General features: G+C 32.8%; 17 protein-coding genes. 4 read left to right on the forward strand and 13 right to left on the reverse strand.

What is annotated here, in order from left to right:
• Positions 1-66: 66 nt before the first annotated feature.
• Entirely contained in the window at positions 67-549 is a 483-nt protein-coding gene (locus LY08_RS03120; RefSeq protein ID WP_111658986.1) for a YdeI/OmpD-associated family protein, read from the reverse strand.
• 1 nt (position 550) lies between these two features.
• On the reverse strand, positions 551-3,766 hold the full coding sequence (locus LY08_RS03125; RefSeq protein WP_111659322.1) for a VPS10 domain-containing protein: 3,216 nt from the start codon (positions 3,764-3,766) through the stop codon (positions 551-553).
• A 96-nt stretch (positions 3,767-3,862) separates the two neighbouring features.
• Here LY08_RS03125 and LY08_RS03130 point away from each other — a divergent pair, with 96 nt between their 5' ends.
• Both LY08_RS03130 and LY08_RS03135 read left to right on the forward strand, forming a co-directional pair.
• Positions 3,863-4,990: a vWA domain-containing protein gene (locus tag LY08_RS03130; RefSeq protein WP_111658987.1), complete on the forward strand. Its 1,128-nt coding sequence runs from the start codon at positions 3,863-3,865 to the stop codon at positions 4,988-4,990.
• A 123-nt stretch (positions 4,991-5,113) separates the two neighbouring features.
• Positions 5,114-6,580 (forward strand): MoxR family ATPase, encoded by a 1,467-nt coding sequence (locus LY08_RS03135; RefSeq protein WP_111659323.1) that lies wholly within the window; start codon positions 5,114-5,116, stop codon positions 6,578-6,580.
• A gap of 42 nt (positions 6,581-6,622) precedes the next feature.
• Here LY08_RS03135 and LY08_RS03140 read toward each other — a convergent pair whose 3' ends face one another.
• Entirely contained in the window at positions 6,623-9,025 is a 2,403-nt protein-coding gene (locus LY08_RS03140; protein ID WP_211305914.1) for a TonB-dependent receptor domain-containing protein, read from the reverse strand.
• 179 nt (positions 9,026-9,204) lie between these two features.
• Here LY08_RS03140 and LY08_RS03145 point away from each other — a divergent pair, with 179 nt between their 5' ends.
• Complete coding sequence (locus tag LY08_RS03145; protein ID WP_111658989.1) at positions 9,205-10,251, forward strand: sensor histidine kinase; 1,047 nt, start codon at positions 9,205-9,207, stop codon at positions 10,249-10,251.
• On the forward strand, positions 10,248-10,976 hold the full coding sequence (locus LY08_RS03150) for a LytR/AlgR family response regulator transcription factor (RefSeq protein WP_111658990.1): 729 nt from the start codon (positions 10,248-10,250) through the stop codon (positions 10,974-10,976). The genes LY08_RS03145 and LY08_RS03150 overlap by 4 nt, the downstream gene beginning before the upstream one ends.
• Positions 10,977-10,979: 3 nt before the next feature.
• On the opposite strand, the gene LY08_RS03155 is transcribed toward LY08_RS03150, so the two are convergent.
• From LY08_RS03155 to LY08_RS03200, 10 genes are all read right to left on the reverse strand, one after another.
• Positions 10,980-11,552: a YdeI/OmpD-associated family protein gene (locus LY08_RS03155; protein ID WP_111658991.1), complete on the reverse strand. Its 573-nt coding sequence runs from the start codon at positions 11,550-11,552 to the stop codon at positions 10,980-10,982.
• Between the two features lies 1 nt (position 11,553).
• Entirely contained in the window at positions 11,554-13,191 is a 1,638-nt protein-coding gene (locus LY08_RS03160; protein WP_111658992.1) for a M1 family metallopeptidase, read from the reverse strand.
• A complete protein-coding gene (locus tag LY08_RS03165; protein WP_111658993.1) occupies positions 13,192-14,523 on the reverse strand; it encodes a M28 family peptidase in 1,332 nt (443 codons plus the stop codon).
• Between the two features lie 84 nt (positions 14,524-14,607).
• Positions 14,608-15,537, reverse strand: a complete 930-nt coding sequence (locus LY08_RS03170; protein WP_111658994.1) for a mechanosensitive ion channel family protein — start codon at positions 15,535-15,537, stop codon at positions 14,608-14,610.
• A 152-nt stretch (positions 15,538-15,689) separates the two neighbouring features.
• Positions 15,690-17,498, reverse strand: a complete 1,809-nt coding sequence (locus LY08_RS03175; protein WP_111658995.1) for an acyl-CoA dehydrogenase family protein — start codon at positions 17,496-17,498, stop codon at positions 15,690-15,692.
• A gap of 120 nt (positions 17,499-17,618) precedes the next feature.
• A complete protein-coding gene (locus LY08_RS03180; RefSeq protein ID WP_111658996.1) occupies positions 17,619-18,809 on the reverse strand; it encodes an acetyl-CoA C-acyltransferase in 1,191 nt (396 codons plus the stop codon).
• An 84-nt stretch (positions 18,810-18,893) separates the two neighbouring features.
• The gene (locus LY08_RS03185) at positions 18,894-21,302 is read right to left on the reverse strand and encodes a 3-hydroxyacyl-CoA dehydrogenase/enoyl-CoA hydratase family protein (RefSeq protein WP_111658997.1); all 2,409 of its coding nucleotides are present in this window, start codon (positions 21,300-21,302) and stop codon (positions 18,894-18,896) included.
• A gap of 2 nt (positions 21,303-21,304) precedes the next feature.
• Complete coding sequence (locus tag LY08_RS03190) at positions 21,305-21,754, reverse strand: MarR family winged helix-turn-helix transcriptional regulator (protein WP_111658998.1); 450 nt, start codon at positions 21,752-21,754, stop codon at positions 21,305-21,307.
• 120 nt (positions 21,755-21,874) lie between these two features.
• Positions 21,875-23,647, reverse strand: a complete 1,773-nt coding sequence (locus LY08_RS03195) for an AMP-dependent synthetase/ligase (RefSeq protein WP_111658999.1) — start codon at positions 23,645-23,647, stop codon at positions 21,875-21,877.
• A gap of 281 nt (positions 23,648-23,928) precedes the next feature.
• On the reverse strand, positions 23,929-24,738 hold the full coding sequence (locus tag LY08_RS03200; protein ID WP_111659000.1) for a helix-turn-helix domain-containing protein: 810 nt from the start codon (positions 24,736-24,738) through the stop codon (positions 23,929-23,931).
• Positions 24,739-24,779 lie beyond the last annotated feature (41 nt).

The following is a 24,779-nucleotide window of genomic DNA, read 5'->3' on the forward strand; positions in this document are numbered from 1 at the left end:
ATTGTTTTTTGGTTAAAGTAGAAAGTTAAGCAGATAATTATGCTTTTGCAAATTACTTGCTGTTAATTAATTTTTAAATAAAAGTTTTAAGTCAGTAATTCCTCTTTTAAGATTGTCTGTCATTATAATAGATTTATCCACTTGCGTTTGTACGTTTTTGATGCGCTTAATGGCATAAATAATACTGCGTTGTTTACCAGGTGTAAAGCTTTCAAAAATCTGAAAAGCCTCATAATCACTTAATAATACAGCATCTAAAGATTCAGGCATCTCAACACCATATTTAGACTGGTCCTCAAATAATTGTATTGTAAAATAGTCATTAACAAAAATCCCTAATTCTTTTTGTTTTGCTTTGCTAAAATAGGTGCGTACTAACCCTGTTTTTTCTTTTTTGAGTGCTGCATGATACTCTATGGATTGTTCATTAAAACTAGCTTTGATTTTAACACGACTCAATTTTTTGTCAACAAACGGTTGCACATGTTTTTCAGGAATAATTACACTGTATTGATCCGCTAAAGTAACTTCAAAAGGGATGCTTTTCATGTTATTCTAACTTAAACATTTTAATCTCGTCAATTGGTTTAGTCATGTTAATGTTATTGATTGTTTGAATATAAGGTTTAAAGGTTTCATTAAAAAAGCTATTAGTTTTCTCCAAAGCTGCATTTAAATCTGTTTTAGCATGCTGTATTAATGTTTTTTCGGTAGTTGTTAAACCATTTTGTCTAGAACCAACATACCATGATGCAGCACCTAATCTATCATTAATGCTTATGTCTAAAGTTTTTGTAATACCTTGACGTTTATCTTCTTTACCCACAAAAACATCAATAATGTTATTTATTTCTTTAATAATGTCTTTTGATGCTTTTATTTCTGACTTATATTTTTCTTTATCTAAATCGGTTAGTTCCTTTTTGTATTTTTCTGCTAAATTTTTGTTCTCTACAAGTTGTTTAGTGGCATCTGCAGCTATTTGACGCATATTTTCAATCTCTTTTAATGCAGCATAAACTTCTTCTGTGTTTTGAGAAGAAACATCAAGTCTAGGGTCTGATGATACTGTAATAATGGTTTCATCCGTTTGGTCACCATATTCTAGAACAGCTCTATAATTGCCTGGTTTTACAGAAACTCCAGACGGTTCGGATTTACGTTTTCTAATAGTTCTAGACGGTCTGTCTCCACCTTTTTCATCCATTCTCCAAGTCCATTTATGCAACCCTTTTTCTTTAGGTACTTTTTGTTTTAATGTACGTATTAAGCGATCACCATCATAAATTTTAAGTGTAATAGAATCCCATTTCACTTTGTTTGTGTTGTCTTCGTTTTCTGCTTCATCTTCATTGTCTTCTTTATTGTCTTTTTCCTGTTCTGCTTGAGTTGATGTAACAGGATTAACAAAATAAGTGAATTGTGCATCACCACTTCTGTTTTCGCCATTAAACATAGCGTCAGCTCCAAAACGACTTCCTGTTGGTTGTTGGTAAGCTGCTTGGTAAGCAGTAGGAGGAGAGAAGAGTTTTATTTTATTATTGAGAAGTTGTTTGTTTTTTGCAATTGCGCGTAACGGTCTTATATCATCCAAAACCCATGCAGCACGTCCAAAAGTACCTATCACTAAATCGTGCTCACGTGGATGAATCACTAAATCTTTTACCGAAGTGGTTGGGAAGCCTTCTGTCCACTTAGTCCATTTATTACCAGCATCTACAGAAATATACAAACCATCATCTGTACCTAAAAATAGTAGGTTGGGTTCTTCTAAATCTTCTACAATTGCAAGTGTGTAACTTTTAACATCGTTTTCATCTACAATACGTTCCCATGTTTTTCCATAGTTTTTAGTGCGATATGCATAAGGTGTGTAATTAAAACGTCTATAATCGTTAGCAATTAGTAAAGCTTCACCTTTATTTTTATTACTAGCTTTTATCTGCGGAATCCAACTTCCTTTTGGTAATCCTCTTAAATTATTAGAAACATCCTCATAAGTCTGTCCTCCATTTTTTGTGATATGCACTTTACCATCGTCTGTACCAATCCATAGGACATCTTTTTCTACTGGAGAAGGTTCGATGACTAAAATTGTACAATGGTTTTCTGCACCTGTTGCATCCATTGTAATTCCACCACTTTCATGCTGTTTTAGTTTTTCAGGGTCATTAGTCGTTAAATCTGGAGAAATCACTTCCCAAGTCAACCCTTTGTCAGTTGATTTGTGTACAAACTGACTTCCAAAATATATAGTACTATTATCAAAAGGATCTATATTAATAGCACTGTTCCAATTAAAACGTAACACAACATCTTTATCTGGATGCGTTGGCTTTACACCATAATTATTACCTGTTTGCCAATCGTATCGGCTTACAAACCCTTGTTGGCTCATGGTCCAACCATAGCGTGAGTCGTCTTTATCTGGCACCACATCAAACCCGTCACCAAAGCTAATTTCTTGCCAATAGCTATTGCGTATGCCTTGAGCACGCCAAACATAAGCAGGACCTCTCCAAGATCCATTATCTTGCATACCACCATAAACATTGTATGGATACTCGTTATCCACATTTATATGATAAAACTGGGCTACTGGTAAATTGCCAATAAAACGCCAATTTTTGCCACCATCTTTAGTAATATTCATTCCACCATCATTACCATCTATCATAAAGTTTCCATTGGTAGGATGTATCCACCATGCATGATGATCTGGATGTACACCATTACTTACTCCATAAGCAGGCATTAATTGTTTGAAGTTTTTACCACCATCTTCACTAACGTTTACGTAGGTGTAAATAGAATACACTCGGTTTTCGTTTTGTGGATCAACGTAAATTTCAGAATAGTAAAACGGTCTGTTTCCAATGTCAGATTTGTCGTTTACTTTTTTCCAATTAAAACCACCATCTTCACTTCTGTAAAGCGCATTTTTTTTCGCTTCAACTAAAGCATAAATAATATTCGGTTTGTTTCTTGCTATAGCAACACCAATGCGACCTAATTCACCTTTAGGAAAGCCTTCTTTGTCTGTTATTTTTGTCCAGTTTTCGCCACCATCATGGGTAATGTGTAATCCAGAACCTGCTCCTCCAGATTTAAAAAACCATGGGTCACGCTTATGTTCCCAAAGGGTAGCAATTAATTTGTTTGGATTTGTTGGATCCATAACCAAATCTGCAGCTCCTGTTTTATTATTTGCAAATAGGATTTTTTTCCATGTTTTTCCACCATCGGTTGTTTTAAATACACCTCGTTCTGGGTGTTCTCCCCAAGGACTACCAATTGCAGCAGCGTAAACTATATTTGGATTAGTAGGATCAACTATCACACGATGGATATGTCTTGTTTTTTCTAATCCCATTAACGTCCAAGTTTTTCCAGCATCTAACGATTTGTAAATACCATAACCTCCATTTAGACTGTTTCTTGGGTTACCTTCACCTGTTCCTACCCAAATAACACTTGGGTTAGATTGTTGGATCGCGACAGCACCAATAGATGCTGTTGCTTCTTTATCAAAAATAGGGTCCCATTTAATTCCACCCGAGGTCGATTTCCATAAACCACCAGAAGCAGTACCTACATACATAATATCTGGGTTGCTATGGACCACGTCAATGCTTGTTACACGACCAGACATTCCGCCAGGACCAATGTTTCTAGGTGTCATGTTTTTGACTAAATCCATTGAGAATTCTTGCGAAAAACCTGAAATTGAGATAAATACAAATAATAAAAGGGATAATTTTTTCATTTTTGGTAAATTAGTTTGCATAAAGTTAAGCAACAAAATCTTAAAAAGCTGTTAAGGCGATAATTTTGAGTTGAATTTATCGTATTTTTATAGTGCATGAAAAAAGAAAACATAAATAGAAAAGGGTTTGTTTTTAAACCTTATTCTGCACCTTCACAAACACCCTTTGAAAAACTCTTTGATGTCTTTAAAGAGTTAATTACACATACTTCAGGAGATTTTGATGAAGCTATAGATTGGTTACGAGAGTTAGATAAAGAATACAATTTAACCACGCCTGATTATACCATTGAAGATTTTATTGAAGACTTAAAAGCTAAAGGTTACATAAGAGAAGAAATTAGACCAGATGGTAAAAAAGGAAATGCCATAACAGCAAAAACAGAACGTGCCATAAGACAATCTGCTTTGGATCAAATTTTTGGAAATATCAAACGAAGTGGTTCTGGAAATCATAAAAGTAAAGGCATTGGCATAGGAGACGAGCATACAGGAGAGTTTAGAAACTATCAATTTGGTGATGCTTTAGATAAAGTGTCTATGACCGAAAGCTTACGTAATGCACAAATTAATCATGGTATTGGCGATTTTAATTTAACTGAAGATGATTTAGTGGTTGAAGAAACCACACACAAATCGCAAATGAGTACCGTGTTAATGATAGACATTAGTCACAGTATGATTTTGTATGGCGAAGATAGAATTACTCCAGCTAAAAAAGTAGCTATGGCTTTAGCCGAATTGATTACCACACGCTATCCAAAAGACACGTTGGATATTCTTGTTTTTGGTAACGATGCTTGGCCAATTAAAATTAAAGATTTACCCTATTTAAACGTTGGACCATATCACACCAATACTGTTGCAGGCTTACAATTAGCAATGGATTTATTACGACGCAAACGTAATACCAATAAGCAAATATTTATGATAACCGATGGTAAACCAAGTTGTTTACGCTTACCAGATGGAACCTATTATAAAGACAGTAATGGATTAAACCCATACATCACAAACAAGTGTTATGCACAGGCACAACAAGCCAGAAAATTACATATTCCTATTACGACATTTATGATTGCTCAAGATCCATATTTAATGCAATTTGTAGAAGAATTTACGCATGCCAATCAAGGAAAAGCTTTTTACACAGGATTAAAAGGATTAGGCGAAATGATTTTTGAAGATTATGAAACTAATAGAAAAAAACGAATTAAAAGATAGAGGTTAGTGAAAAGTGAAAAGTGAAAAGTGAAAAGTTATTTTCACTCTAATGAATAATTTTTTGAACAATTAAAACAAAATGTCACATCGAGCGCAGTCGAGATGTCTCAAAAGAAAAAATATATGAATACAAAAGAAATAAAAACTTTAGGAGATTTAAAAAAAGCTGGATACCAAAGCAAATCTATTAAAGATGAATTAAGAGATAATTTAATAGAAAAAATAAAAAGTAAAACCACCGTTTTTGAAGGCGTTCATGGTTATGAAAACACGGTAATTCCGGAGTTGGAACGTGCTATTTTATCACGTCATAATATTAACTTTTTAGGATTACGTGGCCAAGCCAAAACACGATTAGCACGTTTAATGCTTAATTTATTAGACGAGTATATTCCTGTTGTTGATGGTTCCGAAATTAATGACGACCCATTACAACCTATCTCTCGTTATTCAATAGAATTGATTAAAGAAAAAGGAGATAAAACTCCTATATCTTGGTTACACAGAAGCGAACGTTTTGCCGAAAAATTAGCAACTCCTGATGTTACTGTTGCCGATATTATTGGTGATGTAGACCCAATAAAAGCTGCTAATTTAAAACTGAGTTATGCAGACGACAGAGTTATCCATTACGGAATGATTCCGCGTGCAAATCGTTGCATTTTTGTAATTAATGAGTTGCCAGATTTACAAGCCAGAATACAAGTGGCGTTATTTAATATTTTACAAGAAGGCGATATCCAAATTAGAGGCTTTAAATTACGATTGCCATTAGATATACAGTTTATTTTTACTGCAAATCCTGAAGATTATACCAACAGAGGAAGCATTGTAACGCCTTTAAAAGATAGAATTGGCTCACAAATACTAACGCATTACCCAACAGATATCGAAACTGCAAAAATTATTACGCAACAAGAGGCAAAGTCTGATGCACGTCAAAAAGATAGTATTCATGTACCAGAATTGGCCAAAGATTTATTGGAGCAAATTGTATTTGAAGCAAGAGAAAGCGACTTTATAGACGAAAAAAGTGGTGTTAGTGCGCGTTTAAGTATTACTGCTTACGAGAATTTATTAAGCACAGCAGAATTACGTAGTTTAAAAGCAGGAGACACAACTACAACGGTTAGATTATCTGACTTTTTAGGAATTATTCCAGCCATAACTGGTAAAGTAGAGTTAGTGTATGAAGGTGAGCAAGAAGGTGCAGCACAAGTGGCTTATAATTTAATTGGTGAAGCAGTAAAAAGTTTATTTCCAGAATTTTTTCCGAAGATAGAAAAGCTGAAAAAGCAAGAAGATGAAAGTCCGTATGACGATATTGTGTCTTGGTTTTTTAATAACTCTGAGGGTTTTGAGTTACTAGATGATTTACGTGATAAAGAATACAAAGCTTTATTAGATGCAGTATCACCATTAGACGATTTGTTAGGAGAGTTTCAACCTAAATTATCAAAACAAGAAAGTTATTTTGTAAAAGAGTTTGTGCTTTGGGCTTTAGTGGAGTATAAGCAGCTAAATAAATACAGATTTACAGAAGGATTACAATTTAAAGATCCTTACGGAAGTTTTATTAGTGGGATTTAAAAACAAAGGGAAGCACTAGCTTCCCTTTTTTAATTTTGATTACTAAATTCTGTTTTTTTCGTCTTCAAGACCTGTATTTCTATCTCTGGCTTTTTTTACATCATCTCTACCAAAATTGTAAGATAAGTTAAATCTAATTTGCCTACTATCTCCACCGCCATTTCCTAAGATAACTAAATCTCCAAATTGGGTGTCACCACGCCAAGGCGAAGTAAAAAGTACATCATTAAAGGCTAATCTTGCAGTGAGTTTATCGTCTAAAAACTTTTTTTGAATAGCTAAATTTAACGAACCTAAGCTTTTAGTTTGATACGTTCCTCCCCAAACAGATGGAGAGCTGTACCAACCTGAAACTTCTGCTTTAAAGCCTTTTGGCAGTGTAAAAGTGTTTTGAGCATAGACACTTAACGTATTTTGCTCTGTAGAGATAAAATCAGGATTTGTAGCTTCGTAAATACTTTTATATGCATTGGCACTAAAGTAAATACTCCACCAATCATTAAATTTAGTAGGATATGAAATTCCTAGATTAATTACCTTTTGATTGGCTACGTTTCTTGAGGTCAAGAAATTTTTATCTTCACCAACTGCTTCTGTAACTTGTGCCGAAAAATCTTTTACAAAACTGTAGCTAATAGAAGTATTTAATCTGTAATTAAAAGTGTGCGATAATTTAAGATTATCTGTGTATTGTGGTTGTAAAAAAGGGTTTCCTTTACTAAAAGACAACTCATCTATATTGTATTCAAACGGATTAAGACTTCTGTAATTTGGTCTTGCTATACGCTTGCTGTAGGTTAAGGCTAAACTATTTTTTTGATTGATCTGATAGGTAATTCCACCACTTGGAAACCAATTGGTGTAGTTTCTTTTTACTCTATCGTTTTCTGTGTTTTGCTCACTGGTTAAAATACCATCAGATAGTGTTTGCTCAATACGCATTCCTAGTTGAACATTTAATTTTTCAAAACTTTTGTTATAATTAAAATAAGCAGCATTGATACGTTCGTCATAGTTAAAATCATTTGTGCGATCTTCGTTTAAAATATCTTGTCCATTTATTCTATTATAAAAATCAAATTGATTGTTTGTGTTTATTTTAGAGTACTTAACACCAACACCTATTTTACCTTTTAAAAGCGAGGTTTCAAAATCAACTTTAGTGGTAAATATATTAATGTCTATTGGTGTAATCATGTAGTTAATGGTTTCACTTATTAATTGAGTTTCATCACCATTAAAATATTGGTTAGGTTGCAGGTTGGTTCTGTCGTTTCCATATTTACCAAAATCTACATCAATATTAATTGATAAATCTTTTTCGGTTTTAAATCTGTAGTTAAAATTAGAATATAAATTAGAGGACTTAATATCTGTAAAACTACCTGCCACTAATACTTCTGTTGGTGTTTGGCTATCCTGAGGTGTAATAGGAGTTCTGGAATTAGATACGTTGTCATTATTACTAAAATTACCTGTAACTATGACGCCAAAGGTAGATTTTTTATTGACATAGTAATCAAAACCAATCCTTGCATTATTGCTATTGTTGCCATAAACGCTTTCTGTTTTAGCATCAAAAATGGTGTTGTTTTGTGTGCGATATAGGTTTATAAATCCAAAACTATCACCAAAACTATTACTAAAAGAACCATAAATGCTTGTTTTTTTATTTCTATTATTAAAAGATACAGATGTGTTGTATCTACCAAAATCACCATAGGTTATTCCGCTAGAAATACTACCATTTGTTCCTAGACTTTTATCTCTTTTAAATTTAATATTGATAATACCAGCATTTCCCTCTGCATCGTATTTAGATGATGGTTGTGTTATAATTTCAATAGCATCAATATCTGTAGCTTGGATTGTTTTTAGATAATTTACTAAATCTTCTCCTCTTAAAACCGAAGGTTTATCGTCTATATAAACCAGTACACCTGCTTTACCTTCAACAATTATAGAATCGTTGTTATCAATTAACACGCCTGGTGCTTTGCGTAGTAACTCAAACCCAGAATCTCCAGTAGCACTTATTGTGTTTTGTACGTTAAATACTGTTTTATCTGCTAAAACTTGTACCATTGGTTTTTCTGCTTCTATGACTACTTCATCTAAAGTCTCTGTGTCTGTTGACATAACTATAGAGTTAAAGTCTTTAATATTATTTTCAATTTTAAAACTTTCTGATAGATAGGTTTTAAACCCTAAGCTGGTAATTTCAATAATGTATGTTCCATTTTTTATGTTAAGAATATTGAAGGTTCCATTATCTTCTGTAATATCTGCTTTTACAAATTTTTCCTTATTTAAAGTATAAACAGTTACAACAGTTGCAGGTATTGGCAATGATTGGTCGTCAACTACTTTTCCCTTTATACCTTGTTGTGCTAAAACTGTTAAGTTTATAAGTGATACGGACAATATTAATAATACATTTTTCATGATACTTGTGTTTGTTGTTGCAAATATTAAGAGAAAAATAATGTTTGGTAATTCATAAACGATTAATTGACCTATATGCAGTTAAATGGGTTAGGTCAAATAAACTTGAAATAGGACCACTCAGCGATAACTAGTATTAATTATTAAAGTGTATTTTTAAATTTGAATAAACTTTTAAAATGAAAAAAATAACCAAAACAGAAATTATAATAATTTTTCTATTCTATCTCTTCTTTTCAATTTTGTACAGAATTGTATTATGGTATAGTGCAAATAATTACGAGTTAGAAGGTTTTTGGGGATGGGCTAAACTTAGAGACTATTGGTACATGTCTGGTATGCAGTACGTTTTTTATTTTATAGCATCGATATTTATTTGGTTTATTGGTGTTAACCTTTTAAAACGCAAGAAAACTATAATTCAAATAAGTGTTGTATTACTATTAATTCCCATTATTGTATTTATTATTAGAGAATTTAGATATGTTTTCCTTGACAGTATTGGTATTTGGCACTTAGGAGGCGTAGGCGCAGTTTGGGATTGGTATATTCCATCACTATTTATGATGATTCAGTTTGGTTGTTTTTTTGCCTATCGCTACTTTAAAGAAAACCAACAAAAATTAAAAATTGAAGGCGAGTTAAAAACTGCTGCTTTAAAAAGCGAATTGTCTGCTATAAAAGCACAATTAAATCCACATTTTTTATATAATATTTTTAACACCATTAGTGCATCTGTACCAGCTGAAAACGAAAAAACGCGACATATGATTGCAGAGTTATCGGACTTGTTTAGATACCAACTTAAAGCATCTCAAGTTGAAAAAGTAACCATACAAGAAGAGCTAGAGTTTATCCAAAAGTATTTAGCTTTAGAAAAAGAACGTTTTCAGGATAGACTTCATGTTACTATTGAAGTAGATGAAGCTATTAAAAGTGAATTAATACCTCCAATGTTATTACAACCCTTAGTAGAAAACTCAATAAAGCATGGATTATCGTCTTTAATTGAAGGAGGTACAATAACTATTTCTATAAAGAAAAAAAATAATCAACTAGCATTTGAAATTTCTGACACTGGAATTGGCCTTGACAATAAAGAAGCTGTTTTTAATAAAGGTATAGGTTTAACCAATACTAGATTACGTTTAGAAAAAATGTATAATACCACATTAAAACTAACAAATAATAATCCTAAAGGATTAACAATCAGTTTTGAAATATGAGAAAAGTAATTATCGTAGACGACGAAGCTGCTGGTAGACAGTTAATTAAAGAGTATCTTGAAGATTTTCCTGATTTAGTGTTGTTAGGTGAAGCTAATAATGGTGTAGATGCGGTAAAGATTATTAATGAATTTAAACCAGATTTAGTTTTTTTAGACATCCAAATGCCAGGTATTACAGGTTTTGATGTGCTAACTCATTTAGAAGAATTACCTCAAATTATTTTCTCTACAGCTTATGATCAATATGCTTTAAAAGCATTTGAAGTACATGCTATAGACTATCTTTTAAAACCCTATACCAAAGATCGTTTTAAAGTAGCTGTAGAAAAATCTAACAAAAGTATAGACACAAACAAAGCTAGACCCTTAGCAGAAAGTTTGTTGCTAGAGACAGCTAAATCACCAGAACGAATTTTAGTGCAAAGCCAAAATAAACTGGTAACTATTGCTTTGGAAGATGTCGTAAAGATTGAAGCATATGGCGATTATTCTAAAATAATAGTTGATAACAAAACGTATTTAAGTAATTATGGAATTTCTACATTAGAAGAAAAATTGAATAACACTATATTTATTAGAGTCCATCGTTCTTCAATAATTAACTTAAACAAGGTTAAAGAGCTTAATAAATATACTAAAAGCTACGATGTAACTATGCTTAATGGCGATGTGGTAAGGGTTAGTCGAGGTTATATGGAAAACATTAAAAAGTTAATGTTTTAACTATTACCAATTACCTCTAGATTTAATATTAGCATCGCATAGTTGTATAATCTCTGCGATTCTTTTTTGTCTTGTTGTTTCACGTTTAGCTTGATTTAACCAATACAAATAGCTTTTTCTGTAAGAAGGTGCAAAGTTGTTGTAGTTTTCAAATGCTTTTGGATTTTTGTTAAATGCAATTTGTAATTCCTGTGGAATGACACCTTTTTCAACATCATCTAAAGCTGTCCAACTTCCGTTTTGCTTACCAATTTTTATAATTTCTAAGCCTTTAGGATGCATTAAATCTTCTGCAATTAAATCTTTAATATAAGCTTTGTTTAGTGCGCTCCACACACTTTTAGGGTTACGTTTACAAAAGTATTGTCTGCGTTTTCCATTACCTAAACTCTTTACTGTACTATCTATCCAACCATAACACAAAGCTACTTTTACAGCTTCTTCCCAACGCATACTTTCGTTTTTGTGGTCTACTTTGTAAAAGATTAGGTAGATGCCAGAATCACTATCATGATTAATATGTAACCATTCTCGCCATTCTGTATCAGATTTAAAATAATATTCTTGAACTTCCATCTTAAAGTGCTTTCACTTCAATATAAAAATCTCGATCTATTTTAATTTCAGAAGTATTAGACTTTAATTTTAAAGTTTGATTTTTTATTGAAGGAGTAATCCATAGGGTCTGTCCATCAATTTCTACTTGTATAGGCATTTTAAAGTCTTCAACAGTATTGCTCCATTTGTAGGCGAGCTTTTTGTCTTCAATTTTATATTCTAAAACAGGGATTTTTGTGCTTCTTAAATATTGATTAAAAAAGCCTTCTAATTCAAGTCCAGATTGCTCAGCGATATAATTTTCTATTTGTTTAGTTGTTACCGTTTGATGATAGAAATTTGAATTTAATCCTCTTAATATTTTACGCCATTTTTCATCATCATTAACTAATTGACGCAAGGTATGCAACATATTGGCTCCTTTGTAATACATATCGCTAGAGCCTTCGTTATTGACATTATAATGACCAATTAAGGGTCTATCGTTTTGGATGTTTCTTCTAGTTCCAATTACATAGTCTGAAGCAGCTTCTTTACCATAGTAATAATCTAAAAATAAGTTTTCAGAATAGGCTGTAAAGCCTTCATGAATCCACATATCTGCTATGTCTACGTTGGTAATATTATTAGCAAACCACTCGTGACCTGCTTCATGAATGATTATAAAATCAAATTTAAGTCCCCAACCTGTACCAGATAAATCATGACCTAAATATCCTTTTTTGTATTGGTTTCCATAGGTTACAGAGCTTTGGTGTTCCATACCTAAATAAGGAACTTCAACCAATTTAAAACTATCTTCGTAAAAAGGATAAGGACCAAACCAATGCTCAAACGCTTTCATCATTTTTGGTGTATCTTTAAAGTGTTCTTTTGCCTTTTCAAGGTTGTCTTTTAGAACATAATAGTTGAGGTCTAAGTCGCCTTTTTCGCCTTGATAAACTTCCGAGAAATTAGCATAATCACCAATATTGATGTTGACTCCATAGTTATTAATTGGGTTGTTTACAAACCAATGAAAAACGGTTGTGTTTTCTTTATTTTCAATACTTCGCAATCTTCCGTTTGAGACATTTGTTAACCCTTTTGGTACTTCTACACTTATTAGCATACTATCTACCTCGTCATACATATGATCTTTGTTAGGCCACCACACGCTGGCTCCTAACCCTTGACAAGAGGACGCTACAAAATGATTACCATTATTATCCTTTTTCCAAGATATTCCGCCATCCCAAGGTGCTCTTACAGCTTCCCGTGGTTTGCCATCATAATAGGCAATAACACTATTTATGTCTCCAATGTTTTGCTGATTTTTTAGTGTTATAAAATGTGCATTTCCATCATGCTTTATAGTTAATTCTTTTCCGTTTTGTGTAACCTTAGTTAATTGTAAAGGTGGTTGTAAATCGATTTGCATAACCTGATTTGGTTGCAATACTTTATATTGAATAGTGTTTTTTCCTGAAATAGTTTTGTTGTCTGGGTTGACTGTAATATCTAAGTGATAATACGTTAAATCCCACCAGTCACGCTCTGGAGTAATACTACCACGTAGTGTGTCTTGTCTTGTAAAATTCTCTTTCTTTTGAAGTAATTGTGCATTAACCAAATTGGCAAAAGCACAAATAAATATTAACGCTATTATTTTTTTCATTTATCTCATTATTTTATTTGGAAACACTACTGGACTTTCAAAACCATCTTTTCCTACAGAAGCAATTCCAAAGAAATAGTTATCAATAACAATACCATCTAACATAAATTCTGAGACATCACCTACATAACGACTGTAATCCCAAGTAGCAGAGGTGGTGTCTCTCCAATAGATTTTATACCCAACAGCACCTTCTACTTTATCCCATTTAAATTTAACTGATGGTTCAACTATACCTCCAATAGCAACAATTTTAGGAGCAGGCGGAGCCCAAGCTAAACTAGCTAAATTTATAGCGTTTACTGCTGTTAATTTTTTGGCGTAGCCAAAATTAACATGCTCTATGACATCACCATATTGTATCCCATCTTCTTCTCTTATATCTTGATGTTGTTGTGTGTAATTTTCGTGCGCTTCCATGATTCTAATTCCTGCAAAACCTAGGTCGTTAAATGGTCTGTGGTGTCCACCACGTCCAAAACGGTCTAACCTATACACCATCATCGGATTCATTTCTGGCATATAAGTTTTTACATTTTTATGTACATAACGTGCTAATTGACGAGAAATACCATCAACTTCTCCACCATAAAAACGTCTTAATGTGCGTTCGCGTTCTGTTTCGGTAGGAGGGACAGGTTCAGAAAATATTCTGAAAGTTCTGTTATCTATAACACCATCTACACCTTTAATGTTTCCAATCATATCGTTATTTAAAATCCCGATAATGTCCCATCCTTGTTCTTTAGCATATTTTGCTAATCCAGCACCACCAAACAACCCTTGTTCTTCACCAGACAAACCAACGTAAATAATGCTGTTTTCAAATTTGTATTTAGATAGTACACGTGCAGCTTCAATAGTTCCTGCCATTCCTGATGCATTATCATTTGCTCCAGGTGCATCTGTTGTAAAATCCATAGTATCACTAGCTCTAGAGTCAATATCACCACTCATAATAATATAGCGATTTGGATATTTTGTTCCTTTTTGAATAGCTACAACATTAACTATCCATGCATCATGAGGTACACGTCTATTACCTTCTTTAGTTACAAAATCTTTTTGGTAAAAGGTGTTTAGACAATTGTTGCAGTCTTTAGATATAGATTCAAATTCTGATTTTATCCAACGTCTTGCTGCACCAATTCCTCTAGTTTCAGAGAGGGTATCACTAAACGTGTTTCTGGTGCCAAAATCAACAAGTGTTTGTATGTCATTTTGAATGCGTTCTGCTGAAACAGCTTCGATAATATCGTATATTTTTTGATTTGTTTGAGCAGTAGAAATAGTAATTGAAAGTAGGAGTAAAGGGAGTATTAATTTTTTCATTTTAAAATTTTGATTTAAAATTAAATAAAAAAAGCCAATTCTATAAAGGAATTGACTTTAGTTATTTGAGTTAAAGATTATTTATTAATCTTTTTTATTATTTTTTTTCATTAGCTCTTTTGCTTCTTTATGGTCATGTGCGTTTTGAATTTCAACAGATGTAGGAAATGGTAAATCGATACCAGCTTTATCCATAGCATTTTGAGTATTTAAAATAACATCTGAAAAAACCTTTACCACATTAGCTCTTTCACTATTAGTCCACCATCTAACACGCACTGTTAACCAACTATCAGCTTGATCCCATGGAAGAATATCTACAGGTTTTTCTTTACTAACACCTTCGGTATTTTCAATAGTTTCTTTAAGAATTTTAAAAGCTTCGTCTTTAGGTTGATCGTAACCTAATCCAATATCGTATTGCGATCGGATAAGCTCATTTGCTGTAATAACCTTAACAGAGTTTGTGTAAATTTCACTATTAGGTACAACAATACGTTGTCCATCATATTGTCTTATAATTGTAGCTCTGGTTTCAATACGCTCTACAGTACCTTCAAAACCATTTACAACTATTTGGTCTCCTATTTCAAAGGGTTGACGCATTAAAATAAGTATACCAGCTAACCAATTTTGAAGAATATCTTTAAAGGCAAAACCTATAGCTACAGAACTTACACCAAGTCCTGCTATTAAATCTGCTGGGCTTAAGTTAGGAGAGATAATTGTTAAACTAAGCATTAATCCAACTAGGAGCAATACCCATCTTGTGAAACCTCCTAAAATTTCACCAAAATTATTTCTACCTCGATTTACTAATAATTTTTTAATGCCTTTACCAACATACTTAGAAACGTATATCATTATAATAAATACAACAATACCAACTAGTATGTTTGGAAGGTTTCTTATAAAACCATCAAGCCAAGTATCAAGTTTCTCAATAATACTGGTTGTATTAATATCAATTTCTCCTTTTTGATCTTTTGGTGTTTCTTGTAAAAGTGAATACATATAATAAGTGTTGAGTTAGTGTCCACTAAAATAAGCATATTAACAAAACATATTTCTTAAAACTTTTGTAAAGTATTGAATTTGAAATAAAAAAAAAGCGCTTCCAATACATTGAAAGCACTTTTTAACTAATTAAAACTAAAACTTAACTATTAAAAGCAGTATTTGTTTTCTGCTTTTACTTTTTCTGCAATCTCGATACGTAAATCTACAATATCTGGATAGTTAGCATATTTTGTAAAACGCTTAAGACCCATTAACATCATACGTTGTTCATCGCCTTCAGCAAAAGAAATAATACTTTCTTTACCTTTTTCTTCTACGATATCTACTGCATGATATAAATATAATTTAGCCATAGCTATTTGTGCAGATTGAGACTCTTCACCAAAACGCTTAGCGTTTTTCTCAGTTCTTAAAATAGCTGATTCTGCCATGTAAATTTCAATTAAAATATCTGCAGCTGCTATCAATAATTGTTGATGATCCTCTAATTGCGGTCCATATTTTTGAACTGCTCCACCAGCAACCATTAAAAATGTCTTTTTCAGCTTTTTAATCATTTCTTTTTCTTCTGAAAATAATTCAGAGTAATCTGGTGTGTCAAACGATGGTATACCCATTAACTCTTCTTGCACAGCTTGAGCTGGACCTAAAAGATCTACGTGACCTTTCATAGCTTTTTTAACAAGCATTCCAACAGCTAACATTCGGTTAATTTCGTTTGTTCCTTCGTAAATACGAGCAATACGTGCGTCTCTCCAAGCTGCTTCCATTGGTGTTTCTTCAGAGAATCCCATTCCTCCAAAAATTTGGATTCCTTCATCTGCACAATTCTGTACATCTTCAGATACTGCAACTTTTAAGATAGAACATTCTATTGCATATTCTTCAACACCTTTTAATTCTGCTTCTTGATGAGTATTTCCTGCAGCTTCACGGATTGCAATACGATCTTCAATATTTTTTGCAGCTCTATACGTAGCAGATTCTCCTGCGTAAGCACTAGCAGCCATTTCTGCTAGTTTAGTTTTTATGGCACCAAAATCTGCAATAGGAGTTTTAAATTGTTTACGCTCGTTAGCATAATTAACAGCAGTAGTTAAAATTCGTCTTTGAGAATCTAAACAAGCAGCTGCTAGTTTAATACGACCAACGTTAAGTGCATTCATGGCGATTTTAAAACCTTCGCCACGACCAGCTAACATATTTTCTACAGGTACAACACAGTCATTAAAAAACACCTGTCTTGTTGAAGATGCACGAATACCTAATTTATGTTCTTCTTCTCCTAAAGTAATTCCATTTGGGTTTTCTGGGTCATACTCTACAATAAAACCAGTTATGTTTTTATCATCTTCTATACGTGCAAACACAATCATCAAACTACAGAATCCTGCATTTGAGATCCACATTTTTTGACCGTTAATTTTGTATGATTTTCCATCTGCAGTCAATTCTGCAGTTGTTTTACCAGAATTAGCATCAGATCCAGCACCAGGCTCTGTTAAACAATATGCTCCAAACCACTCACCAGTAGCTAATTTTGGTACGTATTTTTGTTTTTGTTCCTCGGTTCCATATAATGTAATTGGCATAGTACCAATACCTGTATGAGCACCAAAAGCAGTACTAAAAGACCCTGTTCCTGAGGAAATATAATCACAAGTTAAACATGTAGACACAAATCCCATTCCTAATCCACCATAGGCTTCAGGAACTGCAACACCTAAAAACCCTAATTCTCCAGCTTTGCGCATCACATCTTCTGTTAATGCATAATCTTTAGCTTCAAATCTGTTTTTATGAGGAATGATTTCACGATCATTAAATTCCATAACCGCTTCTTTCATCATTTTTTGTTCTTCTGAAAAATCTTCAGGAGTAAACACATCGTCACATTTTGTTTCTTTTACTAAGAATTGACCACCTCTTAAGATGTCTTTTTCTAAATCTGCCATTTTATATGTTATATTAAGTTTTTATTTAATCAATGTCTGTTCGAGCGTAGTCGAGAACTATTTTTGAAACTATCCGATGAATAAGGTCTCGACTGCGCTCGACCGGACAGAAATTATATTTTAATTTAAAAATTCAAATATTCCACAAGCACCTTGACCGGTACCTACGCACATCGTTACAGCACCATATTTACCTTTCATATTTTGCTTGCGCATTTCGTCAAACAATTGCACAGATAATTTTGTTCCTGTACATCCTAATGGATGACCTAATGCAATTGCACCACCATTAACATTGATTATATCTGGGTTTAGGTCTAATTCTCTAATCACAGCAATAGATTGTGATGCAAACGCTTCATTCAATTCAATTAAGGCTAAGTCGTCTTGTTTTAAACCAGCCTGTTTTAAAGCTTTTGGAATGGCTTTAACTGGACCAATTCCCATAATTCTAGGCTCAACACCTGCAGCTGCATAATTTACTAAACGTGCGATAGGTTCAAGATTTAATTCTTTAACCATGTCTTCGCTCATAATCATAACAAATGCTGCTCCATCACTCATTTGTGAAGAGTTACCTGCAGTTACACTACCATTTGCAGCAAAAACTGGACGTAATTTTGCTAAAACTTCAGTACTTGTACCTGCTCTTGGTCCTTCATCTTTAGTAACTGTGTAAGATCGTGTTGCTTTTTTCCCGTTTTCGTCAATGTAAGTTTGTTCTACTTCTATTGGAACAATTTGATCTTGAAAACGATTTTCTGCTTGTGCTTTTAATGCTTTCATATGCGAATTATACGCAAACTCATCTTGGTCTTCACGAGATACATTAAATTGTTTAGCTACTGCTTCTGCAGTATTTCCCATTCCCCAATAATAATCTTCGTGACCAGCTTTTACAGTATCGTAATTTAATTCTGGTTTAAAACCTGTCATTGGTACGCTACTCATGCTTTCTGCACCACCTGCAATGATACAATCTGCCATTCCGGCTTGTATTTTTGCAGCTGCAATACCGATAGTTTCAATTCCAGAAGCGCAAAAACGATTGATAGTTACACCAGGAACATCTACACTGTTTAATCCGATTAATGAAATAAATCGTGCCATGTTTAATCCTTGAGATCCTTCTGGCATAGCGTTTCCTACAATAACATCATCAATTCTTGAGGTATCTAAATTAGGCAGTTCCTTCATCATATGCTGAATGGTTTCTGCTGCTAACTCGTCTGTTCTTTTAAAACGGAACACTCCTTTTGGTGCTTTACCAACTGCGGTTCTGTATGCTTTTACTATATATGCTTGTTTCATTTTTATTTTAGTATTTAGTTTTTAGTAATTAGTAGTTAGTGATTCTCTAATCCCTAATTACTTTTCCCTTTTTACTGTTCGCAACTAGTTGCGAAGTGGTTTTCCTTTGGTTAACATGTGTTGAATACGTTCTAAAGTTTTACGCTCTGTACATAAACTTAAGAATGCTTCACGCTCTAAATCCAATAAATATTGTTCTGTAACTTTGGTTGGTTCTGATAAATCACCACCAGCCATCACGTATGCCAATTTGTTAGCTATTTTCATATCGTGTTCTGATATGTATTTAGAATCTTCCATTGCATCTGTACCTACTAAAAACATCCCTAAAGCTTGTTTACCAAGTACTAATACATCATTACGTTTTACAGGTTGTGTGTAACCAGAATCTGCCATTAATTTAGCATGTTGCTTAGCAACTGCTATTTGACGGTCTTTGTTTACAACCACTACATCTTTACCTTTTTGTAATAGGTTTAAGTCAAATGCTTCATAAGCAGAAGTCGATACTTTTGCCATACCTATAGTTAAGAAATGCTCTTGTAACACATTAAGTTGTACGTCTCCTTTTTGGAATAGGTCTTGTGCTCTTAAAGCCATTTCTTTAGAACCTCCACCACCAGGAATCACTCCAACACCAAACTCTACAAGTCCCATGTAAGTTTCTGCTGCTGCAACTACTTTATCTGCGTGTAATGATAATTCGCATCCACCACCTAAAGTCATTCCATGAGGTGCAGAAACCGTTGGTATTGCAGAATAACGCATACGCATCATAGTGTCTTGGAAGTATTTGATAGCCATGTTAAGCTCGTCATATTCTTGCTCTGCAGCCATCATAAATATCATACCAATGTTAGCACCAACAGAGAAGTTTGCTCCTTGATTACCTACCACTAATCCTGCAAAGTCTTTTTCGGCTAAATCAATAGCTTTATTTATTCCAGCTAAAACGTCTCCTCCAATGGTATTCATTTTAGATTGGAACTCGCAGTTTAAAATTCCGTCACCTATATCTTCAATAACAACACCCGAGTTTTTAAATACTTCGTTAGTTTTTCTGATATTATCTAATATGATGAAACTGTCTTGACCTGGAATTTTGGTTTGTTTTTTAGAAGGAATATCATAAAAATATGTTGCACCATCTTTTACAGTATAGAAAGAAGTATTACCAGAAGCTATCATCTGGTTAACCCAAGCAGCAGGTTCTAAACCTTCCGCTTTCATAAGTTCTATTCCTTTTTCTACACCTATAGCATCCCAAATTTGGAAAGGACCATGTTCCCATCCAAAACCAGCTTTCATAGCATCATCAATCTTGTAAAGCTCGTCTGAAATTTCTGGAATACGATTAGATACATATGCAAATAAAGCAGTAAAGCTTTTTCTGTAAAACTCACCTGCTTTATCTTTTCCTTTTACTAATATTTTAAATCGGTCAACAACCTTATCGACTGTTTTGGTTAACTCTAATGTTGCAAATTTTGCTTTTTTAGCAGAACGATATTCTAGAGTGTTTAAGTCAAGAGATAATATTTCTTTTCTGCCATCTGCAGAAACACTTTTTTTGTAGAAACCTTGTCCAGTTTTGCTACCTAACCATTTGTTTTCCATCATGGTATTGATGAAACTAGGTAATTTGAATAACTCTGAGCGCTCGTCATTAGGACAATTTTCTCTAATTCCGTTTGCCACATGAACTAACGTGTCTAATCCTACAACATCAACAGTTCTAAACGTTGCTGATTTAGGTCTACCTATAACTGGTCCTGATAATTTATCTACCTCTTCAATAGTTAAATCTAATTCTTTAACCGCGTGAAAAAGACTTTGGATGCTGAAAATACCAATTCGGTTTCCGATAAACGCAGGTGTATCTTTAGCAACTACAGATGTTTTTCCTAAAAATTTCTCTCCATATTCATTTAAAAAATCTAAAACTTCTTGATCTGTTTTTGGACCAGGAATAATTTCGAATAATTTTAAGTAACGTGCAGGATTGAAAAAGTGAGTTCCGCAGAAATGTTTTTGGAAATCTTCACTACGTCCTTCGCTCATGAATTTAATAGGAATCCCTGAGGTGTTTGAGGTAATTAATGTACCAGGCGTACGGTATTTTTCTAGTTTTTCAAACACTTGTTGTTTGATATCTAGTCTTTCAACCACAACTTCCATAATCCAGTCGACATCTGCGACTTTAGCAATATCGTCTTCTAAGTTTCCAGTAGTAATACGACTTGCAAAAGATGAATGATAAATAGGAGAGGGTTTAGATTTTAAAGATGCTGCTAAAGCATCATTTACCAATCTGTTTCTTACTACTTTATCTTCTAAAGTTAACCCTTTAGCTTTTTCTTTGTCGTTTAATTCTCTAGGAACGATGTCTAATAATAAAACATCTACGCCAATGTTAGCAAAATGACAAGCGATACCGCTTCCCATAATTCCTGAACCAATAATGGCTATTTTTTTAATTCTACGTTTGCTCATATTTAAATAATAGATTCTTTAGTATATATTTTTTTGTTAGAAATTAACTCGTTAATAGTATCCGAGACTTCATAAAAATGTTTTAGTTTTTCTTCAGAAACGTGTTCTCTAATGGCTTCATTAAATACTAAAACGCGTTCTTTTGCATCTTTGCGTTTTTCTTTACCAAAAGGGGTTAAATGAATTAAAACACCACGTCCATCATTAGGATTTGGTTTACGTTCTATTAAATCTAACTCATCCATTCGTTTTAAAATTCTTGAAAGGCTAGTTGCTTCCATACCCATTATTGGTCCAAGTGAAGTAGAAGGTGTTCCATTTTCTGGGTCAATACTTAATAATGTAAATCCGGTAGCCATAGTAGTACCAAATTTTGCAGCTTCTTCATTATACATTTTATTAACTGCTAACCATGTGGTTCTAAGTATGTAATCAATGGTTCTATCTTTCATTTTTTATAACGTAATTAATTGTTATGTTTCCAAAGATAGTAAAAATTTATTATGCATGCATAATAAATTTAAAATTGTGCATAAAAAAAGCTATCTGTTAATTAGATAGCTTTAGGTTATTTAGCAACGGTATATTTTATCGTATAAGTCTTGATAAATACCCTTAATAATGTCGCGTTTCATTTTCATGGTTGGTGTTAAATGTCCACCATCAATTGTCCACACATCAGGAGTTAGCTCGAAGCGTTTAATTTGTTCCCATTTACCAAAGTGTGTATTACATTGGTCAACTTCTTCTTGAATTCTATTAATGATTTCTTGAGAACTAGCTATAGCTGCATTAGATTTTTCAATTTGTTTACCTTTTCTGTCAATCCATTCTTGAATAAATTCAAAATTAGGTTGAATAATTGCTGCAGGCATTTTTTCGCCTTCACCAACAACCATGACTTGTTCTATAAATCTAGACTGTTTTAATTCGTTTTCAAGAAGTGTAGGAATAACATATTTTCCACCAGAAGTTTTAAACATTTCTTTTTTACGACCAGTAATTTTTAAGAAACCATCCGGATCAATTTCGCCTTTATCACCTGTATGAAAATAATCGCCAGTCATCACACTTGCTGTTTTTTCTGGGTCTTTATAATAACCCATCATAACATTTCTTCCTTTAATTAATAACTCACCATCTTCTGCAATTTTGACTTCAACACCATCTATTGGTTTACCCACAGTGCCAACTTTAAACATGTTGTCTTCATATTGTCCAACTGACACAACTGGAGAAGTTTCTGTTAAACCGTAGCCTTCCATAACTTGCATACCTGCAGCACAAAATACTCTAGTTAGTCTTGGTTGCAAAGGTGCACTACCTGATACCATTGTAGTTAGTTCTCCTCCTAAAGCCTCTCTCCATTTGCTAAAAATTAATTTACTAGCAATTTTTAGTTTAAATTCATACCATGCACCATTTTTTCCATAAGGTTCCCATTGTTCTCCTAATGCGATTGCCCAATGAAATAATTTACTTTTAATACCAGTTAAATCGGCACCTTTGGCGTATATTTTGTCATAAACTTTTTCTAAAAGTCTAGGTACAACACTCATTAAATTTGGTTTTACCTCTTTAGCATTATCACCAATTTTATCAATACCTTCTGCATAATAAATAGAAACACCTGCATGTTGGTAAATATAAATTAGCACACGTTCAAAAATGTGGCATATAGGTAAAAAGCTTAATACTTTTGGGTTTCCTTCCGATAATGGTAATCTTGGTACGCTATTTAAAACATTACTAGTTATGTTGTCATGAGATAACATGACACCTTTAGGTTTTCCTGTAGTACCAGATGTATAAATTATGGTTGCTAAATCATGTGGTTTTACTGCCTCTTTTCTAGCTTCTACTTCTGGTTGATTACTTGTGTCTTTTCCAAGTTCAAATAACTCTGAGTAATGTTTACAACCCTCTATATGGTCAAAACTATATACTTCTTTTAGGCTGGTGTTTGCTTTAACTTTGTTTACTTTATCAAAGACTTCTTGATCAGACACAAAGCAATAGATGGATTCGCTATGGTTAAGTACATATTCATAATCTTCTGCAGAAATAGTTGGGTAAATAGGTATGTTTTGTGCACCAAGTTGTAAAATTCCTATATCCATAATATTCCACTCTGTTCTATTAGTAGAAGATATGATGGCAATTTTATCGTTTGTGTTAACGCCTAGTTTTAATAATGCTCTACTTATAGCATTGGCTTTATTAAGATATTCTTTAGTCGATGTTTTCTCCCAAACACCCTCTTTTTTGGTTACCAAAGCAGCATCAAGATTGTATTTTTCTAATTGGTAATACGGAAAATCAAAAAGGCGTGTAATTTCTATCATTAGTCAGTGTACGAAGTTATTAAGTTTGCAAAGTATGAAATTTTATATCTATTTCAAATAGATATAAAAAAAAGGAGCTGTATTTAAACAGCTCCTGTGCTAACTGATTGATAGCTTGAATAAATGCTTATTTGATTTTTATTTAATAACTAACTATTTTTAAATGAATCCCTTAACTTTCATTTAAATTAAATAAAATGCATTAATCCATAGCTAAATTATGTAAAATCTTTGAAATAATAGGTGTAAAAAATCGTAAAAATTACTTAAAAGTGTAAATATTACTCTTTTAAGTAATTATTTAAAAATTCGTTATCAGATTTGAAATAATCTGTAGGTTTCTGATTCATAAAAAGATTAAAATCTTTTGAGAAGTGAGACAAATCGTAATAGCTGTAATATTCAATTAGTTGAGATATAGAGGCTTGTTTGGATTCATACTTTTTCATTAAATTCAAAAATTTATAAAGTTTAATAAACTTTAAAGGTGTCAAGCCTACTATTTTTTTAAATTGTAATTCTAGGTGTTTTTGAGAAATAGGAATCTGTTTTAATAACTCTTCAACATTTATTTTGCCTTCTTTTTGATAAATAAGTTTTATTGCTTCATCTACTAATCTTGTATTATTATTTTCAAATAAATCTAAACTTAAAAGTTGTTTTTCAATCTTTTTAGCTAAATGATTACAGTCATCTATCTGTTCTTCAAACAAAGGACTTAAAAGGTTAAATAACTCTAAATTTATTTCTGATAATTTAACATGTTTATCTGTAAATTTAGAGATGTCGCTTTTTAACAGTTTATATAATCCTGTTGGGTGTAAGTTGATTCCTAAATTATAATAAGGTGCTTTGGCATGCAGCTTATAAGATTTGTAAGACTGTCCTAATACAATTAACCCACTATTATTAAACTTGTTGTTTTTAAAAATAGTTTCAATTGGGACCTCTGATTTTAAATAAATAATATGGCACTGAGCTGTAGGTATGACCTTTGAATGTAAAGGTATACTAGTACTGTCTACATTAAGTTCATAAAAATTATTTATTAATGTATTCTCGGTAACACATTCTATATATTTAAAATTCATTTATAGAGGGGCTTTCTAAGTTAATCCTCTATAAACGTAAG

Source organism: Olleya aquimaris (genome assembly GCF_003259525.1).
Taxonomy (GTDB): Bacteria; Bacteroidota; Bacteroidia; order Flavobacteriales; family Flavobacteriaceae; genus Olleya; species Olleya aquimaris.

What these genes read in the sequence shown, in the direction of transcription:
- LY08_RS03120 (WP_111658986.1), bottom strand. Translation starts at nt 549, where the DNA reads ATGAAAAGCATCCCTTTTGAAGTTACTTTAGCGGATCAATACAGTGTA.
- LY08_RS03125 (WP_111659322.1), bottom strand. Translation starts at nt 3,766, where the DNA reads ATGAAAAAATTATCCCTTTTATTATTTGTATTTATCTCAATTTCAGGT.
- LY08_RS03130 (WP_111658987.1), top strand. Translation starts at nt 3,863, where the DNA reads ATGAAAAAAGAAAACATAAATAGAAAAGGGTTTGTTTTTAAACCTTAT.
- LY08_RS03135 (WP_111659323.1), top strand. Translation starts at nt 5,114, where the DNA reads ATGAATACAAAAGAAATAAAAACTTTAGGAGATTTAAAAAAAGCTGGA.
- LY08_RS03140 (WP_211305914.1), bottom strand. Translation starts at nt 9,025, where the DNA reads ATGAAAAATGTATTATTAATATTGTCCGTATCACTTATAAACTTAACA.
- LY08_RS03145 (WP_111658989.1), top strand. Translation starts at nt 9,205, where the DNA reads ATGAAAAAAATAACCAAAACAGAAATTATAATAATTTTTCTATTCTAT.
- LY08_RS03150 (WP_111658990.1), top strand. Translation starts at nt 10,248, where the DNA reads ATGAGAAAAGTAATTATCGTAGACGACGAAGCTGCTGGTAGACAGTTA.
- LY08_RS03155 (WP_111658991.1), bottom strand. Translation starts at nt 11,552, where the DNA reads ATGGAAGTTCAAGAATATTATTTTAAATCTGATACAGAATGGCGAGAA.
- LY08_RS03160 (WP_111658992.1), bottom strand. Translation starts at nt 13,191, where the DNA reads ATGAAAAAAATAATAGCGTTAATATTTATTTGTGCTTTTGCCAATTTG.
- LY08_RS03165 (WP_111658993.1), bottom strand. Translation starts at nt 14,523, where the DNA reads ATGAAAAAATTAATACTCCCTTTACTCCTACTTTCAATTACTATTTCT.
- LY08_RS03170 (WP_111658994.1), bottom strand. Translation starts at nt 15,537, where the DNA reads ATGTATTCACTTTTACAAGAAACACCAAAAGATCAAAAAGGAGAAATT.
- LY08_RS03175 (WP_111658995.1), bottom strand. Translation starts at nt 17,498, where the DNA reads ATGGCAGATTTAGAAAAAGACATCTTAAGAGGTGGTCAATTCTTAGTA.
- LY08_RS03180 (WP_111658996.1), bottom strand. Translation starts at nt 18,809, where the DNA reads ATGAAACAAGCATATATAGTAAAAGCATACAGAACCGCAGTTGGTAAA.
- LY08_RS03185 (WP_111658997.1), bottom strand. Translation starts at nt 21,302, where the DNA reads ATGAGCAAACGTAGAATTAAAAAAATAGCCATTATTGGTTCAGGAATT.
- LY08_RS03190 (WP_111658998.1), bottom strand. Translation starts at nt 21,754, where the DNA reads ATGAAAGATAGAACCATTGATTACATACTTAGAACCACATGGTTAGCA.
- LY08_RS03195 (WP_111658999.1), bottom strand. Translation starts at nt 23,647, where the DNA reads ATGATAGAAATTACACGCCTTTTTGATTTTCCGTATTACCAATTAGAA.
- LY08_RS03200 (WP_111659000.1), bottom strand. Translation starts at nt 24,738, where the DNA reads ATGAATTTTAAATATATAGAATGTGTTACCGAGAATACATTAATAAAT.